At 64.5% G+C, this 14,706-nt stretch carries 14 protein-coding genes and 1 tRNA gene; 8 read left to right on the top strand and 7 right to left on the bottom strand.

From position 1 onward, the window contains the following. On the top strand, positions 1-849 hold the full coding sequence (gene choW, locus ACODS5_RS02110) for a choline ABC transporter permease subunit (RefSeq protein ID WP_177414200.1): 849 nt from the start codon (positions 1-3) through the stop codon (positions 847-849). Beyond that, the gene (gene choV / locus ACODS5_RS02105) at positions 846-2,024 is read left to right on the top strand and encodes a choline ABC transporter ATP-binding protein (RefSeq protein ID WP_134689912.1); all 1,179 of its coding nucleotides are present in this window, start codon (positions 846-848) and stop codon (positions 2,022-2,024) included. The genes choW and choV overlap by 4 nt, the downstream gene beginning before the upstream one ends. A 120-nt stretch (positions 2,025-2,144) precedes the next feature. Here the strand turns inward: choV and hisF are convergent, their stop codons facing one another. The 6 genes from hisF to ACODS5_RS02075 form a co-directional block, all read right to left on the bottom strand. Next, the gene (gene hisF / locus ACODS5_RS02100; RefSeq protein ID WP_008091498.1) at positions 2,145-2,915 is read right to left on the bottom strand and encodes an imidazole glycerol phosphate synthase subunit HisF; all 771 of its coding nucleotides are present in this window, start codon (positions 2,913-2,915) and stop codon (positions 2,145-2,147) included. A gap of 9 nt (positions 2,916-2,924) precedes the next feature. Beyond that, on the bottom strand, positions 2,925-3,662 hold the full coding sequence (gene hisA / locus ACODS5_RS02095; RefSeq protein WP_134689913.1) for a 1-(5-phosphoribosyl)-5-[(5-phosphoribosylamino)methylideneamino]imidazole-4-carboxamide isomerase: 738 nt from the start codon (positions 3,660-3,662) through the stop codon (positions 2,925-2,927). 27 nt (positions 3,663-3,689) lie between these two features. Beyond that, complete coding sequence (locus tag ACODS5_RS02090) at positions 3,690-3,950, bottom strand: DUF2164 domain-containing protein (protein WP_489107791.1); 261 nt, start codon at positions 3,948-3,950, stop codon at positions 3,690-3,692. Continuing rightward, a complete protein-coding gene (gene hisH / locus ACODS5_RS02085) occupies positions 3,951-4,589 on the bottom strand; it encodes an imidazole glycerol phosphate synthase subunit HisH (RefSeq protein ID WP_134689915.1) in 639 nt (212 codons plus the stop codon). Continuing rightward, entirely contained in the window at positions 4,590-5,183 is a 594-nt protein-coding gene (gene hisB / locus ACODS5_RS02080; protein WP_084941144.1) for an imidazoleglycerol-phosphate dehydratase HisB, read from the bottom strand. A gap of 213 nt (positions 5,184-5,396) precedes the next feature. Continuing rightward, positions 5,397-7,055 (bottom strand): OFA family MFS transporter, encoded by a 1,659-nt coding sequence (locus ACODS5_RS02075; RefSeq protein ID WP_134689916.1) that lies wholly within the window; start codon positions 7,053-7,055, stop codon positions 5,397-5,399. A gap of 359 nt (positions 7,056-7,414) precedes the next feature. Here ACODS5_RS02075 and ACODS5_RS02070 point away from each other — a divergent pair, with 359 nt between their 5' ends. From ACODS5_RS02070 to ACODS5_RS02045, 6 genes are all read left to right on the top strand, one after another. After that, positions 7,415-9,664, top strand: a complete 2,250-nt coding sequence (locus ACODS5_RS02070; RefSeq protein ID WP_489107790.1) for an AsmA family protein — start codon at positions 7,415-7,417, stop codon at positions 9,662-9,664. Continuing rightward, the gene (gene mutY, locus ACODS5_RS02065; RefSeq protein ID WP_134689918.1) at positions 9,661-10,728 is read left to right on the top strand and encodes an A/G-specific adenine glycosylase; all 1,068 of its coding nucleotides are present in this window, start codon (positions 9,661-9,663) and stop codon (positions 10,726-10,728) included. Before ACODS5_RS02070 ends, mutY begins: the two co-directional genes overlap by 4 nt. Next, complete coding sequence (locus tag ACODS5_RS02060) at positions 10,725-10,997, top strand: oxidative damage protection protein (RefSeq protein WP_011536185.1); 273 nt, start codon at positions 10,725-10,727, stop codon at positions 10,995-10,997. Before mutY ends, ACODS5_RS02060 begins: the two co-directional genes overlap by 4 nt. 91 nt (positions 10,998-11,088) lie before the next feature. Further along, positions 11,089-11,164: transfer RNA gene (locus tag ACODS5_RS02055), tRNA-Phe, on the top strand. A 186-nt stretch (positions 11,165-11,350) separates the two neighbouring features. Then, positions 11,351-12,361, top strand: coding sequence for a polyphosphate kinase 2 (ppk2, locus tag ACODS5_RS02050; protein WP_134689919.1), 1,011 nt, complete (start codon positions 11,351-11,353; stop codon positions 12,359-12,361). Between the two features lie 195 nt (positions 12,362-12,556). Further along, complete coding sequence (locus ACODS5_RS02045) at positions 12,557-13,000, top strand: hypothetical protein (RefSeq protein ID WP_134689920.1); 444 nt, start codon at positions 12,557-12,559, stop codon at positions 12,998-13,000. A 141-nt stretch (positions 13,001-13,141) separates the two neighbouring features. Here ACODS5_RS02045 and gabP read toward each other — a convergent pair whose 3' ends face one another. Further along, positions 13,142-14,527: a GABA permease gene (gene gabP, locus ACODS5_RS02040; RefSeq protein ID WP_489107789.1), complete on the bottom strand. Its 1,386-nt coding sequence runs from the start codon at positions 14,525-14,527 to the stop codon at positions 13,142-13,144. Between the last annotated feature and the right edge of the window lie 179 nt (positions 14,528-14,706).

The following is a 14,706-nucleotide window of genomic DNA, read 5'->3' as shown; positions in this document are numbered from 1 at the left end:
ATCATGCTTATCGATCAGAAAATACCCCTGGGGCAGTACATCGCCTCATTCGTCGAATGGTTGACCCAGAACGGCGCCAGCTACTTCGACGCCATCGCCCAAGGCCTGGAATTCATGATCCATGGCGTTACCAGTGCCCTGACCTGGTTCAACCCGTTCGTGCTCATCGCCCTGTTCGCCGCCCTGGCGCACCTGATCCAGCGCAAATGGGCGCTTACCGTCTTCGTCGCCCTGTCGTTCCTGCTCATTCTCAACCTGGGCTACTGGCAGGAAACCATGGAAACCCTGGCGCAGGTCACCTTCGCCACGGTGGTCTGCGTGGTCATCGGCGTGCCGCTGGGCATCGCCGCCGCGCACAAGCCAATGTTCTACACAGCCATGCGCCCGGTATTGGACCTGATGCAAACCGTGCCCACCTTCGTCTACCTGATCCCCACCCTGACCCTGTTCGGCCTGGGCGTGGTACCCGGGCTGATCTCCACCGTGGTGTTCGCCATCGCCGCGCCCATCCGCCTCACCTACCTGGGTATCTGTGACGTGCCGCAGGAGCTGCTGGACGCCGGCAAGGCCTTCGGCTGCTCGCGCCGCCAGTTGCTGACCCGCATCGAACTGCCCCACGCCATGCCGAGCATCGCCGCCGGCGTGACCCAGTGCATCATGCTGTCGTTGTCGATGGTGGTGATCGCCGCCCTGGTCGGCGCCGACGGCCTGGGCAAACCGGTGGTCAATGCCCTGAACACCGCCGACATATCCCTGGGCTTCGAGGCAGGCCTGGCCATCGTGCTGCTGGCGATCATGCTCGACCGAATCTGCAAGCAACCGGAGCTGCCGGTAAGGGGTGAGGCATGAGCATCATTCGTTTCGAAGACGTCGACGTCATTTTCTCCAGCAAGCCGCGCGAAGCGCTGGCGCTGCTCGACCAGGGCAGGACTCGCGAAGAGATCCTCAAGCAGACCGGCCTGGTGGTCGGCGTCGAGAAGGCCAACCTGGATATCAAGAAAGGCGAGATCTGCGTGCTGATGGGCCTGTCCGGCTCGGGCAAGTCGAGCCTGCTGCGCTGCATCAACGGCCTCAACACCGTGAGCCGCGGCAAGCTGTTCGTCGAGCATGAAGGCAAGCACATCGACATCGCCCACTGCACCCCGGCGGAGCTGAAGATGATGCGCACCAAGCGCATCGCCATGGTGTTCCAGAAGTTCGCCCTGATGCCCTGGCTGACGGTGCGCGAGAACATCAGCTTCGGCCTGGAAATGCAGGGCCGCCCGGAAAAGGAACGGCGCAAGCTGGTCGACGAGAAGCTCGAACTGGTGGGCCTGACCCAGTGGCGCAATAAAAAGCCGGATGAGCTGTCCGGCGGCATGCAGCAGCGTGTTGGCCTGGCCCGGGCACTGGCGATGGATGCCGACATCCTGTTGATGGACGAACCCTTCTCAGCCCTCGACCCGCTGATTCGCCAGGGCCTGCAAGATGAGCTGCTTGGCCTGCAGGCCAAGCTCAGCAAGACCATCGTGTTCGTCAGCCATGACCTGGACGAAGCCCTCAAGCTGGGCAGCCGCATCGCCATCATGAAAGACGGGCGGATCATCCAGTACAGCAAGCCGGAAGAGATCGTGCTCAACCCGGCCGACGAGTACGTGCGCACCTTCGTCGCCCATACCAACCCGCTCAACGTGCTGTGTGGGCGCAGCCTGATGCGCAGCCTGGACAACTGCAAGCGGGTCAACGGCTCGGTGTGCATCGACCCGGGCATCGATTCCTGGCTGGACTTGGGCGAAGGCGGTTCGATCAAGCGCGCGCGTCAGGGCCAGAACGGCCTGGACCTGCAAAACTGGGCACCGGGGCAGGATGTGGAATTGCTCGATCGGCGGCCAACCCTGGTCAACGCCAATATCGGCATGCGCGAAGCGCTGCAGATTCGTTATCACACTGGCAACAAGCTGGTGCTGCAGGATAACGACAAGGTGGTGGGGATTCTTGGGGATACCGAGCTGTATCACGCGTTGCTCGGCAAGAATCACGGGTGATGCAATTGGGGCCGCTTTGCGGCCCTTTCGCGGCACAAGGCCGCTCCTACAGGGGAACGCGTATCCCTGTAGGAGCGGCCTTGTGCCGCGATAGGAGGGCGAAGCCCTCCCGGCGATCTGTCAGCGCACGACGATCCCACGCGAAGCCATGTAGGCCTTGGCCTCAGGCACCGTGTACTCGCCAAAGTGGAAGATACTGGCCGCCAGCACCGCGCTGGCATGCCCTTCCAGGATGCCATCGGCCAGGTGCTGCAGGTTACCCACGCCACCCGAGGCGATCACCGGGATCCCCAGCGCATCGCTGATGGCCCGGGTAACCCCCAGGTCGAAGCCATTCTTCATGCCATCCTGGTCCATGCTGGTCAGCAGGATCTCGCCAGCCCCCAGGCCTTCCATCTTCTTCGCCCACTCCACCGCATCCAGCCCGGTAGGCTTGCGCCCACCGTGGGTGAAGATTTCCCAACGCGGCGTTTCGCCCGGGCCGGACACCTTCTTGGCATCGATGGCAACCACGATGCACTGCGAACCGAAACGGTCCGCCGCCTCGCCCACGAACTCTGGGTTGAACACCGCGGCGGTGTTGATCGACACCTTGTCGGCACCGGCGTTGAGCAGGTTGCGGATGTCCTGCACGGTGCGCACGCCACCGCCCACGGTCAGCGGGATGAACACCTGGCTGGCCATGCGCTCGACGGTATGCAGGGTGGTGTCACGGCCATCGACGCTGGCGGTGATGTCGAGGAAGGTGATCTCGTCGGCACCTTGCTCGTTGTAGCGCCGGGCGATTTCCACCGGGTCGCCGGCATCGCGGATGTTCTCGAACTTGACGCCCTTGACCACCCGGCCGTTGTCCACGTCCAGGCAAGGGATGATGCGCTTGGCCAGTGCCATGGTCGCTCCTCAGCCTTGGTAGTTGTCGCAGAAGGCCTGGGCCTCGGCGACGTCGAGGGTGCCTTCGTAGATGGCACGGCCGGTGATGGCGCCGATGATGCCCGGGGCCTTGGCGTCCAGCAGGGCCTTGATGTCGCCCAGGTTGTGGATGCCGCCCGAGGCGATCACCGGGATGCGGGTGGCTTCGGCCAGGGCCTTGGTGAAGGGCACGTTGCAGCCTTGCATCATGCCGTCCTTGGCGATGTCGGTGTAGACGATCGAGGAGACGCCATCAGCCTCGAAGCGCTTGGCCAGGTCAATGACCTGCACCGAGCTGACTTCGGCCCAGCCGTCGGTGGCGACGAAGCCGTCCTTGGCGTCCAGGCCGACGATGATCTTGCCCGGGAAGGCCTTGCACGCCTCGGCGACGAACTCAGGCTGCTTGACCGCCTTGGTGCCGATGATCACGTGGCTGACGCCGGCCTTGACGTAGTGCTCGATGGTTTCCAGCGAGCGAATGCCGCCGCCGATCTGGATCGGCAGGTTCGGATAACGCTTGGCGATGGCGGTGACCACCTCGCCATTGACCGGCTGGCCTTCGAAGGCGCCGTTGAGGTCGACCAGGTGCAGGCGGCGGCAGCCACCCTCGACCCATTTGGCGGCCATGCTCACCGGGTCGTCGGAGAATACCGTGGAGTCTTCCATGCGGCCTTGGCGCAGACGCACGCAGGCACCGTCCTTGAGATCGATAGCGGGAATAATCAGCATGTGAGGAACCTGTCTAATCGTTGGAATTCAGGGCTTCTCGAGCGCCCACAGGTCGCTTTCGATGCTCTCGAACCGCTCCTTGAGGTGCAGCTGAACATCGCTAATCGCCCTGTTGTAGTAGTGAGGTGCAATCTCTTTGCTGAACAGCTCGAGGACCTCGGCCACCTCGAACGACCCCAGTTGCAGCTCGAAGCGGTCTTCGAGAAAGCGCTTGAGGGTGTCGAGCGCCTCGCGCTCCTGCTCGGGGGCCAGGGTGATGCTCGGGGCCTTGGTCTTCGCTCTGCTCATTTACCAGCGTCCGTCCCAGGCCACGAAGTTCTGCAGCAACTGCAGGCCATGGGTGTGGCTCTTCTCCGGGTGGAACTGCACGGCAAAGCGCGAGCCCTCGGCCAGCGCGGCGGCGAAATCGACGCCATAGTGGCCGCGACCGACCACCTGGCTCGGCTTGCCGGCATTGATGTAGTAGCTGTGCACGAAATAAAAACGCGCGCGGTCCGGAATGTCATGCCACAGCGGGTGGTCGTTGGTCTGGCTGACTTCGTTCCAACCCATGTGCGGCACTTTCAGGTGCTCGCCGTCTTCCTTCAGGTCCTTGCCGAAGAAGCGCACCTGGCCGGGGAACAGGCCGATGCAGTCGACGCCGTCGTTTTCCTCGCTGTGCTCGAGCAGCGCCTGCATGCCCACGCAAATGCCGAGGAACGGACGGTCCTGGCTGACTTCGCGGACCAGGCTGTCGAAGCCCAGGCGGCGGATCTCGGCCATGCAGTCGCGGATCGCGCCAACGCCGGGGAACACCACGCGGTCGGCTTCGCGAATCACCGCGGCGTCACTGGTCACCAGCACCTTGCCGGCGCCTACATGCTCCAGGGCCTTGGCCACCGAGTGCAGGTTGCCCATGCCATAGTCGATTACGGCTACCGTCTGCATTTACAGGCACCCTTTGGTGGACGGCATCTGCCCGGCCATGCGCTCGTCGAGGGTAATGGCCATGCGCAGCGCGCGGCCGAACGCCTTGAACACGGTTTCGATCTGGTGGTGGGTGTTGTGGCCACGCAGGTTGTCGATGTGCAGGGTCACCAGGGCATGGTTGACGAAGCCCTGGAAGAACTCCTGGAACAAGTCGACATCGAAGCCGCCCACGGTGGCACGGGTGTAGGGCACGTGCATCTGCAGGCCAGGGCGGCCGGAAAAGTCGATGACCACCCGCGACAGCGCTTCGTCCAGCGGCACGTAGGCGTGGCCGTAGCGGAAGATGCCTTTCTTGTCGCCGATGGCCTGGGCGAACGCCATGCCCAGGGTGATGCCGACGTCCTCGACGGTATGGTGATCGTCGATATGCAGGTCGCCCTTGCACTCGATATCCAGATCGATCAGCCCATGGCGGGCGATCTGGTCCAGCATGTGTTCAAGGAAAGGCACACCGATTTCGAATCGGGCCTTGCCACTGCCATCGAGGTTGATCGAGCACTTGACCTGGGTCTCCAGGGTATTGCGCTCGACGGAAGCCTTACGTTCGACCATCACCAGCTCCGCAAAATCATTAGGCGAAAAGGGCTCCATTATAGGCCCAGAACGCGCCGGCTTGAAACGCGGATGACATATGGCAGGGCTAGCAATTACGGGGGTGGGACAGTGCTACAGGTCTATACAACCGGCAGTTCGCCGGCAAGCCGGCTCCTACGAGCATTGCATCACCCCGTAGGAGCCGGCTTGCCGGCGAACCTGCGCTGTCAATCAATGAAACAGGACAGCCGTCTTCTGCAAGGTAACCCACACCCCCCAGGCCAGCGGAATCACCACCACCGCCCAGGCCAGCAGCACCAGCGGCAGGCTGCCCGGCGCCGCATGCCACTCCAGCGCGCGCGCCGAGTCGGCGCCCTTGTCATGGCTCAGCGCCCGCTCGGCCGCCAGCTCGGCGTCGGTCATGAAGTACTTGTCCGCCACCGGCCGCACCAGCAGGTTGCAGACAAAGCCCAGCACCAGCAGGCCGGCGAGGATGTACAAGGTCATGTCGTAGGCCGCGGCGCGCTCCACGCCCGCCGCCAGTTGCGCCTCGCGCAGGTAGGTGATCAGCACCGGGCCGAGCACGCCGGCAGCGGCCCAGGCGGTCAGCAGGCGACCATGGATCGCGCCGACCATCTGCGTGCCGAACAGGTCCGCCAGGTAGGCCGGCACCGTCGAGAAGCCGCCGCCGTACATCGACAGGATGATGCAGAACGCCGCGACGAACAGCGCCACGTTGCCCAGGTGCCCAAGGTTCGGAATCAGGCCGTAGAGCCCCACGCCCAAGGCGAAGAACACGAAGTAGGTGTTCTTGCGGCCGATGTAGTCCGAGCACGACGCCCAGAAGAACCGCCCGCCGATGTTGAACAGGCTCAGCAGGCCGGTGAAACCAGCGGCGATGGCGGCAATTTGCGCCAACTGCGCGGCACTCAGCTCACTGAAGGTCAGCTCGTTGCCCAGCAGCTTGCCGGCGAACACTTCCTGCAGCAGCGGCGAGGCCATGCCAAGGATGCCGATGCCGGCCGAGACATTCAGGCACAGCACCAGCCACACCAAGGCGAACTGCGGGGTCTTCCAGGCCACGCTGACATGCACGTGGCGGTCGGTGACCATGGCGTTGGCCTTTTTCGCCGGCGGCGTCCAGCCTTCAGGCTTCCAGCCGGTCGGCGGCACGCGGTAGGCCAGGGCGCCGGCGGTCATGAACACAAAGTAGATCGCGGCCATGGCGACGAAGCTCTGCCATACCCCCACCTCGGTGCTGCTGCCGAAGTGGCCCATGAGCGCGGTGGCCAATGGAGCGCCCACCATGGCGCCACCACCAAAGCCCATGATCGCCATGCCAGTGGCCATGCCGCGCTTGTCCGGGAACCACTTGATCAAGGTCGACACCGGCGAGATGTAGCCCAGGCCCAGGCCGATCCCCCCGATCACCCCCGAGCCCAGCCACATCAGCCACAGCTGGTGGGTCTTCACGCCGATCGCCGAGATCAGCAGGCCGCCGCACCAGCACAGCGCCGAAACCAGCCCGGCCTTGCGCGGGCCGGCGTGCTCCAGCCAGCCGCCGAGCACCGCGGCCGAGCAGCCGAGGAACACGAAGAACAGGGTGTAGATCCAGCTGAGCATGGAGATCGGCCAGTCGCACTCGGCGCTGAACAGGCGGGCGACGAAGCCCATGTCGGCGGCGCAGGCTACCGGCGCGCTGACGCCCAGGGCCTGGGACAGCGGCAACCAGAACACCGAGAAACCATAGGCCATGCCGATGCACAGGTGGATGGCCAGGGCCGCCGGCGGCACCAGCCAGCGGTTGAAGCCCGGGCGGGCGATGATGCGCTCCTTCGACAGGAAGCCTGGCGCACTCGCCACTGCCCCCGCCGTGATACTGCTATTCATGGATTGTTCCTTTTGTAGGTGGGCTATGCGCGTGGACGGCTCTGTAATTGGCTGCACGCAAGGCAGCCCGGCCGTTTGCGGCATCGCCCGCGACAATGGGTCGCGGGGGCTCCACGGGCGGCGCAAGATTACCAGCAGGCGGTGACATGAAAGCAATCTGATATCGTGTTTTTTTCGACAACTGAAACGGTATTGCAACCGGGTTCGCCGACAAGCCGGCTCCTAGGGGGTTCGGCAGGAGCGGGGTTGCCGGCGAACCGGTCCACCCACGCACGGTCGAAACGTCGAATGCGCAGAGCCAGGCGCCACGGCGCTATACTCGCCGCTGAATTTCACTTTCGGACTACAAGGACTCGCCCATGAAAGCGTTCGGCAAAATCCTGGGGCTGGGGCTTCTCGGGTTGTTGCTGATCATCGTGGCGCTGGGCTTCGCCCTGAGCCACCTCTTCGATCCCAACGACTACAAAGACGAAATCCGCCAGTTGGCCCGTGACAAGGCCCACGTCGAGCTGACCCTCAACGGCGACATCGGCTGGAGCCTGTTCCCCTGGCTGGGCCTGGAGTTGCACGAGGCGAGCATCGCCACGTTGAACAACCCCAAGGTGCCCTTCGCCGACCTGCAGATGCTCGGGCTCTCCGTGCGCGTGCTGCCCCTGCTGCGCCGCGAAGTGCAAATGAGCGACGTGCGCGTCGAAGGCCTGAACCTGACTCTCACCCGCGACGCCAACGGCCATGGCAACTGGGAGGACATCGGCAAGCCGCTGCCCGACCCGACCGAGGCCAGCGCGCCAGCCGCCACGCCAGGTGAAACGCCAGCCAGCGAAGCGGCCAAGCCTGCTACCAGCGAGCGCGCGGTCAAGCTCGACATCGACAGCCTGACCGTGAACAACGCCCGGGTGCAGTACACCGACGAGAAAGCCGGCCAGAGCTACAGCGCCGAAAGCATCCAGCTGAGCACCGGGCCGGTCCACGAAGGCGCCAACATCCCGCTCAAGGCCAGCGCCTTCCTCAGCGCCAGCCAGCCAAACCTCAAGGCACGAACCGAGCTGACCGGCGAGCTGCGCTTCGATCGCAAGCTCAAGCGCTACAACCTCGAGGACATGCGCCTGTCTGGCGAAACCTCGGGCGAGCCGCTGGCCGGCAAGACCATGACCTTCGCCGCCCAAGGCCAGGTGCTGGTGGACCTGGCCGCCAACGTCGCCTCGTGGAGCGGCCTGAAGGTCTCGGCCAACCAGCTGCGCGCCCTGGGCGAGCTGAACCTGCGCGACCTCGACAAGACGCCGCAGGTCAGCGGCGGCCTGTCCATCGCCCAGTTCGACCTGCGCACCTTCCTCGATGGCATCGGCCACCCGCTGCCGGCCACCGCCGACCCAGCCGCGTTCAAGAAGCTGGAGTTGGTCACGCGCCTGCAAGGCACGGTGAACAGCCTGGCCCTCGAAGACCTGGCGGTGAAGCTGGATGACAGTACCTTCAGCGGCCGCGTGGCCGTGGAAGACTTCGCCAAGCAGGCCCTGCGCGTGCGCCTGAAGGGCGACACCTTCGACGCCGACCGCTACCTGCCGGCCAAGAGCGAACAAGCCAAGGGCGCCAGCGCCGCGCGCCAGGCCGAGGTCAAGCAACAAGAGGCCACGGCGGTGGCCGGCGCCGGCTCCACGCCGCTGCCCAACGCCCCGACCCAGGTCGCCTGGAGCACCGACAAGCTGCTGCCAGTCGACCGCCTGCGCGCCCTCGACCTGCAGGCCGAGCTGGCCTTCGGCGCGCTGACCCTGAACAAGCTGCCGATCAGCGATGCCCAGCTCAACGCCAGTGGCCAAGGCGGCCTGCTGACCCTGCAGACCTTGCGCGGCGGCCTGTACAACGGCACCTTCGAAGCCAAGGGCAGCGTCGACGTGCGTCCGGCCGTGCCGCAGCTCGGCATCAACACCAAGATCAACCGCGTGCCGGTTGAGCACTTCATCAAGCGCGAAAGCCCGGACCAGCCGCCGCCGGTCAAGGGCCTGCTGACCCTGAACAGCGACCTCACCGCCACCGGTAACAGCCAGAAGGCGCTGGTCGACACCCTCAATGGCAACGCCAGCTTCACCATCAACGACGGTGTGCTGGTCAATGCCAACCTGGAGCAGCAACTGTGCCAGGCCATCGCCACCCTCAACCGCAAGCAGCTCAGCGGCGAGCCGCGTGGCAAGGACACGCCGTTCCAGGAGCTGCGCGGCAGCCTGGTGATCCGCAACGGCGTGGCCAGCAACCCGGACCTCAAGGCGCGTATTCCGGGCCTGACCGTCAACGGCCACGGCGACCTAGACCTGCGCGTGCTGGGCATGGACTACAACGTCGGCGTGGTCGTCGAAGGCGACCAGCGCGCCATGCCCGACCCGGCCTGCCAGGTCAACGAACGCTATGTCGGCGTCGAAGTGCCGCTGCGCTGCCGCGGCCCGCTGGAGCTCGGCGCCAAGGCCTGTCGCCTGGACCAGGACGGCCTGGGCAAGGTCGCCGCCAAGCTGGCCGGCAACCGCCTGAAAGACAAGATCGACCAGAAGCTTGAAGAAAAACTCGGCGACAAGGTCAGCCCGGAACTCAAGGACGCGCTGAAGGGGCTGTTCAAACGATGAGCCCTCAGCAGTTCTCCAGCGCCGTGCTGGATTGGTACGACCAGCACGGCCGCCATGACCTGCCCTGGCAACAGGGCATCACCCCGTATCGGGTGTGGGTCTCCGAAATCATGTTGCAGCAGACCCAGGTCAGCACCGTGCTCAACTACTTCGACCGCTTCATGCAAGCCCTGCCCACCGTGCAGGCGCTGGCCGAGGCGCCGGAGGACGAGGTGCTGCACCTGTGGACGGGCCTGGGCTACTACACCCGCGCGCGTAACCTGCAAAAGGCCGCGAAGATCGTCGTCGAGCAGCATGGTGGCGAGTTCCCGCGCAGCGTCGAGCAGCTCACCGAGCTGCCCGGCATCGGCCGCTCTACCGCAGGCGCCATCGCCAGCATCAGCATGGGCATTCGCGCGCCGATCCTCGACGGCAACGTCAAGCGCGTGCTGGCCCGCTTCACCGCCCAGGCCGGCTACCCCGGCGAGCCTAAGGTGGCCAACCAGCTATGGGCCAGCGCCGAGCGCTTCACCCCGATGACCCGGGTCAACCACTTCACCCAGGCGATGATGGACATGGGCGCGACGCTGTGCACCCGTAGCAAGCCCAGCTGCCTGATCTGCCCGTTGCAGCGCGGCTGCGAGGCGCACCTGCACGGCGAAGAGACCCGCTACCCCGAGCCCAAGCCGCGCAAGGCCTTGCCCCAGCGCAAGACGCTGATGCCGCTGCTGACCAACCACGAAGGCGCGATCCTGCTTTACCGCCGGCCCTCCACCGGCCTGTGGGGCGGCTTGTGGAGCCTGCCGGAGCTGGACAACCTCGAACAGCTCGACGACCTCGCCTACCAGCACGGGCTGCGCCTGAACGACCGCCAGGCCCTGGCAGGCCTGACCCACACCTTTAGCCACTTCCAGCTGGCGATCGAACCCTGGCTGGTGCGTGTCGACCCCGTCGGCGCGCACGTGGCCGAGCCCGACTGGCTCTGGTATAACCTCGCCACCCCGCCGCGCCTGGGCCTCGCCGCCCCGGTCAAGAAGCTGCTGCAACGCGCGGCCGACGAACTGATTGCAGGAGACAAGCCATGACCCGCACCGTGAAGTGCCGCAAGTACAACGAAGAACTCCCAGGCCTGGACCGCCCGCCTTACCCGGGCGCCAAGGGCCAGGACATCTTCGAGCACATCTCGCAGAAGGCCTGGAAGGAGTGGCAGGACCACCAGACCATGCTGATCAACGAGAAGCGCCTGAACATGATGAACGCCGAGGACCGCAAGTTCATCCAGGCCGAGATGGACAAGTTCTTCGCCGGCGAGGATTACGCACAGGCCGAAGGCTACGTGCCACCCTCGAATTGACCTCAAAAATCGTAAGCGACGGAATTAATTTAAATTTTTTTGAAAAAAGTCGTTGACGGCCTCTGAGAAAATCTATTTAATTCACCCCGTCGCCCAGATAGCTCAGTCGGTAGAGCAGAGGATTGAAAATCCTCGTGTCGGCGGTTCGACTCCGTCTCTGGGCACCACCTTCAGCTTCTGGTGGTTGCAAAGTTACCCGAAGCGACACAAGAAACCCGCCTAGTGCGGGTTTTTTGTTGCCTGCGATTTTTGTCTCACGCTCCTTCACCCGCGGTTGATCGATATCAAAAAGCCACCCGCCCTGCGCTCCTAGGATGACAGGTGGACATTCGAACGACCCCGCAAGGACCTCCATGAGCGAAGAATCCGCCACCCTCCCCCTGCCGTCGCCAAGCGACAGCGCCAGCAGCGTCAAACCCGTTCCGCGCACGCGCCGCCCACGCCAGCGCAAGCCCGCCGCCAGCACCGCCGCGCCAGAGACCATCACCCAGGTAAGCCAGCAACCCGCCGCCCTGGAAGTGGCCAACGCGCGCAAGGGCAGCAGCGAGGACAGCACCTCGGCGCGCCTGCCGGCCAACTACCCGTACCGCACGCGCATGCGCCGCCAGGACTACGAGAAGGCCAAGCACGAGCTGCAGATCGAGCTGCTCAAGGTGCAGAACTGGGTGAAGGAGACCGGCCAGCGCATCGTCGTGCTGTTCGAGGGCCGCGATGCTGCGGGCAAGGGCGGCACCATCAAGCGCTTCATGGAACACCTGAACCCGCGCGGCGCGCGCATCGTCGCCCTGGAGAAGCCTTCCGAGCAGGAAAAGGGCCAGTGGTACTTCCAGCGTTATGTGCAGCACCTGCCCACCGCCGGTGAAATGGTGTTCTTCGACCGCTCCTGGTACAACCGCGCCGGGGTCGAGAAGGTCATGGACTTCTGCACCCCGCTGCAATACCTGGAATTCATGCGCCAGGCGCCGGACCTCGAGCGCATGCTGTGCAATAGCGGCATCCTGCTGTTCAAGTTCTGGTTCTCGGTCAACCGCGAGGAACAGCTGCGCCGCTTCATCTCGCGGCGCGACGACCCGCTCAAGCACTGGAAGCTCTCGCCCATCGACATCAAGTCGCTGGACAAGTGGGAGGACTACACCGCGGCCAAGGAGGCGATGTTCTTCCACACCGACACCGCCGATGCGCCGTGGACGGTGATCAAATCGGATGACAAGAAGCGCGCGCGGATCAACTGCATCCGCTACTTCCTGCATTCGCTGGATTATCCAGGCAAGGACCACAGCGTGGCGCATGCGCCGGATGCGTTGCTGGTCGGGCGCGCCTCGCGAGGGTTCGAGGAAGACGAGCCGGCGGTGCTGGTCAGTTAAGCCCCAGGGGCTGCTGCGCAGCCCTTTCGCGACACAAGGCCGCTCCTACAGAGGTTACGCGATCGCCTGTAGGAGCGGCCTTGTGTCGAGAAAGGGGCGCATGGCGCCCCCGGCGATCTCGAATCCCCCTTGGGTTTCCCTGGCAACTACGCTTCAATACGCGCCTTTACCCGTTACCCCAAGGACCTGCCGCCCATGGCCACCAACAGCAAACAACAGAAACGCGCCAAGCGCGCCGCCACCAAGGCCAAGCAAAACCGCATGGTGCGCAGCGGCCAGGCGGTCAAGACCAGCGCCGGCGACAGCGCCAGCGTCGAGCAGGTGTTCAACAAGGCCATGGAATCGGGCAGCTACAACAGCCTGTTCGACAAGATGAAGGAAGCCCAGGAAAACGGCCTGGTGCCAATGATCTCGGTGTTCCTGGTCGACCCATTGCTGGCACTGGTACTCAAGGGCCACAAGGAAGAACACGCCACCGACTACATCGTCATGGTGTTCACCGCCTACCGCAAATGGCTCGACGGCGCCGACGAGGACGCGACCATGGCCTGGCTGGAGAGCGACGAGTTCCAGGATGCCTACGTTACTGCCTCGGAAGTGGTGGCCAAGCAGCAGCAACAGCAGAAGCAGTTCGGCTGACCTTCCGGGCCCTGTTCGCCAGCAAGCCGGCTCCTACACACGCGCCGCGTAGGAGCCGGCTTGCCGGCGAACAAGGCCCGCCCAGGCAAACAAAAAGGCCGCGCCCCTCACAGGGCGCGGCCTTTTCATTCAACCAGCAGATCAGCTATCCAGCGCCACCCGCGCGGCAGTGCCACGCTTGCGGTGCACCAACAAGCCGGCGGCTACCACGCCGATGCTGAGAATGGCCGTGGCGATGATCTCGGCACGGTGATCCTCACGCAGGGCCATCACCACCAGCACGGCGACGATGAAGGCGATGGTCGCCCAGGTCAGGCCCGGGAACATCCACATCTTGAACGAGATCTTCTCGCCCTTGGCTTCACGCTGGGCGCGCATGCGCAGCTGCGACACGGCGATCACCAGGTACACCAGCAGGGCGATAGCGCCGGAGCTGGCCAGCAGGAACTCGAATACCTCGGCCGGGGCCAGGAAGTTGGCGAACACGCACAGGAAGGCCGCGGCGGTGGACAACAGCACCGCCCAGTGCGGGGTGCCGGCCTTGGTGGTGCGCTGGGCAATGGCCGGGGCGTCGCCACGCTTGCTCAGGGAGAACAACATGCGCGAGGAGGTGTACAGCGCCGAGTTCAGGCAGCTGGTCACGGCGATCAGCACGACGATGTCGACGATCAGCTTGGCGTTCGGCACGCCGATCAGGCTCAGCACGGTCTGGTAGGAGCCTTTTTCCGCCAGGGTCGGGTCGTTCCACGGCACCATGGCCACCACCAGGAAGATCGACACCAGGTAGAACAGGCAGATCCGCCAGATCACCGAGTTGGTGGCCCGGCTGATCTGCTTGCCTGGGTCCTTCGATTCGGCGGCGGCGATGGTGACGATCTCGGTGCCCATGAACGAGAACATGGTGGTCAGCATGGCCGCCAGCACGGCGCCCAGACCATTGGGCATGAAGCCCTGGGTGTCGAACAGGTGGCTGACGCCGCTGACCTGGCTGCTCGGCACCATGCCGAACATGGCCGCGCAACCGACGACGATGAAGCCGATGATCGCCAGCACCTTGAGCAGGGCGAACCAGAACTCGAACTCACCGTAGTTCTTCACGCTGAACAGGTTGGTGATGGTCAGCGCCAGGGTAATGATCAGGGAGAATGCCCACAGGTCCACCGACGGGAACCAGGCATGCAAAATGGCCGCGGCGGCGTTGGCTTCGAGCGGGATCACCAGGACCCAGAACCACCAGTACAGCCAGCCGATGGTGAAACCGGCCCAGCGCCCGATGGCGCGGTCGGCATAGGTGGAGAACGAGCCGGTGTCCGGCGAGGCGACCGCCATTTCACCGAGCATGCGCATCACCAGTACCACCAGGGTTCCGGCGGCGGCGTAGGCCAGCAGCACGGCCGGGCCGGCAGCAGCGATGGCGTGGCCGGAGCCGACGAACAGGCCGGCGCCGATCACACCGGCAATGGACAGCATGGTCACATGCCGTTGCTTGAGCCCCTGAGCGAGGTCATTGGAATTGTTACCGCTCATAAAACTACCTTTGTAAGGAGGTGGACTACACGAATGACTGCCAGCACGCCCGGGATGAAAGTGGGCAACGCTGCATTCAGTGGTTTCCAGATGGCAATAACTGGGCCAGGTGAGAATCGCTTTCGTCTGAAATGCTTCAGCGGCCAATAACGGCGCGGCTTGCAGGGCATAGTGCCAAG

Source organism: Pseudomonas sp. FG47 (genome assembly GCF_057809115.1).
Note: the sequence above shows the minus strand (reverse complement) of the source record. Positions and strands in the feature narration are given on the sequence as shown.

What these genes read in the sequence shown, in the direction of transcription:
- choV (WP_134689912.1), top strand. Translation starts at nt 846, where the DNA reads ATGAGCATCATTCGTTTCGAAGACGTCGACGTCATTTTCTCCAGCAAG.
- hisF (WP_008091498.1), bottom strand. Translation starts at nt 2,915, where the DNA reads ATGGCACTGGCCAAGCGCATCATCCCTTGCCTGGACGTGGACAACGGC.
- hisA (WP_134689913.1), bottom strand. Translation starts at nt 3,662, where the DNA reads ATGCTGATTATTCCCGCTATCGATCTCAAGGACGGTGCCTGCGTGCGT.
- ACODS5_RS02090 (WP_489107791.1), bottom strand. Translation starts at nt 3,950, where the DNA reads ATGAGCAGAGCGAAGACCAAGGCCCCGAGCATCACCCTGGCCCCCGAG.
- hisH (WP_134689915.1), bottom strand. Translation starts at nt 4,589, where the DNA reads ATGCAGACGGTAGCCGTAATCGACTATGGCATGGGCAACCTGCACTCG.
- hisB (WP_084941144.1), bottom strand. Translation starts at nt 5,183, where the DNA reads ATGGTCGAACGTAAGGCTTCCGTCGAGCGCAATACCCTGGAGACCCAG.
- ACODS5_RS02075 (WP_134689916.1), bottom strand. Translation starts at nt 7,055, where the DNA reads ATGAATAGCAGTATCACGGCGGGGGCAGTGGCGAGTGCGCCAGGCTTC.
- ACODS5_RS02070 (WP_489107790.1), top strand. Translation starts at nt 7,415, where the DNA reads ATGAAAGCGTTCGGCAAAATCCTGGGGCTGGGGCTTCTCGGGTTGTTG.
- mutY (WP_134689918.1), top strand. Translation starts at nt 9,661, where the DNA reads ATGAGCCCTCAGCAGTTCTCCAGCGCCGTGCTGGATTGGTACGACCAG.
- ACODS5_RS02060 (WP_011536185.1), top strand. Translation starts at nt 10,725, where the DNA reads ATGACCCGCACCGTGAAGTGCCGCAAGTACAACGAAGAACTCCCAGGC.
- ppk2 (WP_134689919.1), top strand. Translation starts at nt 11,351, where the DNA reads ATGAGCGAAGAATCCGCCACCCTCCCCCTGCCGTCGCCAAGCGACAGC.
- ACODS5_RS02045 (WP_134689920.1), top strand. Translation starts at nt 12,557, where the DNA reads ATGGCCACCAACAGCAAACAACAGAAACGCGCCAAGCGCGCCGCCACC.
- gabP (WP_489107789.1), bottom strand. Translation starts at nt 14,527, where the DNA reads ATGAGCGGTAACAATTCCAATGACCTCGCTCAGGGGCTCAAGCAACGG.